A 1,551-nucleotide genomic window follows, 5' to 3' on the forward strand; every position below is an offset into this window, starting at 1 on the left:
GGTCACGGGGTCGGCGCCGTCGTCGTCCCGGGGGCGTGCAGCGGGCTTCCGCCGTACCGTCGAGAGGGGCGCGACCAGCGCCGTCGTCGAGGAGGGGAGCAGCACCGTGACCGTCACCGGCATCATCACCGCGATCATCATCGGCGCCATCATCGGCGCCCTCGGCCGCCTGTTCGTCCGCGGGAAGCAGAACATCTCGATCATCGTGACGATCCTCATTGGGATCGTGGCGGCCCTGCTGGGCACGTGGATCGCGAGCCTCTTCGACGTGAGCGACACGGGCGGCATCGACTGGCTCGAGCTGATCTTCCAGATCGTGCTGGCCGCGATCGGTGTCTCGATCGTCGCCGGGATGGGCGGACGCCGCAAGAACGTGACCTGACTAGGGCCGGGCTGTCAGCCCGCCGTCGCGCCGCCCGCACGGTCGTCGTCCGCGTCGTCCGCGCGGGCGCTCGCATGCCCGAGGACGTCGCGCACGATGACGGTCACCGGCGCGGACAGCATCGCCCCCAGCAGGCCGGCGAGCACCGCGCCGATGATGGTCGAGCCGAGGTTGACGATCGGGTGCAGGCGCAGCTGGTCGGAGGACAGCTTGGTGAGCATCAGCGTCTGCACCACGTTCTGCACCACGAGGATGACGGCGAGCAGGATCAGCGCCGCCGTCGGGCCCTGCGAGCCCAGCGCGATGAGCACGGCGAAGGCGCCGGAGAAGATCGCCCCCAGGTACGGGATGTACGAGGTCACGAACGTGACGAGCGCGATCGAGAACGCCAGCGGCACGTCGAGCAGGATCGCGCCGAGCCCGATGAGCACCGCGGTGACGAGGCTCGACGTCGTGAGGGCGCCGAAGTAGCGGCGCAGCGTGGCGGTGGCCTCGTCGACGACGACGCGGCCCGGGGTGCCGCGGACGGACGCGTGGCGCGCGGCGAACTCCTCGATGCGCGGCCAGTCGGCCATCACGTAGAAGAGGAAGAAGACGGCGACGAACGTGCCGACGACGAACGCGGCGGCGCTGGAGAACACGCTCCCGAACAGGCTGGCGACGCCGCCGGCCAGGGAGCTCGTCGTCTCGCTCAGGTCGACGCCGGACAGGTCGAGCGTGGTGCCGGCGAGCTGCTGCTGGAGGGTGTCGAGGCCGCTGCCCAGCCGGTCGGTGATCTCCGCCGACTGGTCGACGACGCCGTCGGCCGTGACCCAGACGGCGACCCCGAGGACGGCGCCCAGCGCGACCAGGACCGCGAGGGAGCCGAGGCCGCGCCGCAGCCCGACCGCCTCGAGCCGGTCGACCAGGGGGTGCAGCAGCACGCCCAGGACGGCGGCGACCACGAGGGGGACGGCGAGGCCGCTGATCGCCGACACGGCGGCGTAGACCACCACCGCGGCCGCGGCGATGCCGACGACGGCCCAGCCGATCCGCCCGAGCCGCAGCACGCCGTCGCCGGGGTGCCGCGCCGTCTCCGTGGCGGGCTCAGGGTCCTGGTGGGGCACGGTCCTCCCTCGGGTCGGTCCCGAGCATCATCCCGCGCGGGCGCCGTCGTGCCACCGGGAACG

At 72.7% G+C, this 1,551-nt stretch carries 2 protein-coding genes; one reads left to right on the forward strand and one right to left on the reverse strand.

Annotated elements, in window-relative coordinates; genetic code table 11:
• On the forward strand, positions 1–382 hold a 382-nt coding region (locus ACFUVW_RS20795; protein WP_430573190.1), incomplete at its 5' end, for a GlsB/YeaQ/YmgE family stress response membrane protein.
• A gap of 14 nt (positions 383–396) precedes the next feature.
• On the opposite strand, the gene ACFUVW_RS20800 is transcribed toward ACFUVW_RS20795, so the two are convergent.
• Positions 397–1,488, reverse strand: coding sequence for an AI-2E family transporter (locus ACFUVW_RS20800; protein WP_430573191.1), 1,092 nt, complete (start codon positions 1,486–1,488; stop codon positions 397–399).
• Positions 1,489–1,551 lie beyond the last annotated feature (63 nt).

It is taken from the genome of Isoptericola sp. NPDC057391, assembly GCF_042668085.1.
Lineage (GTDB): Bacteria > Actinomycetota > Actinomycetes > Actinomycetales > Cellulomonadaceae > Isoptericola.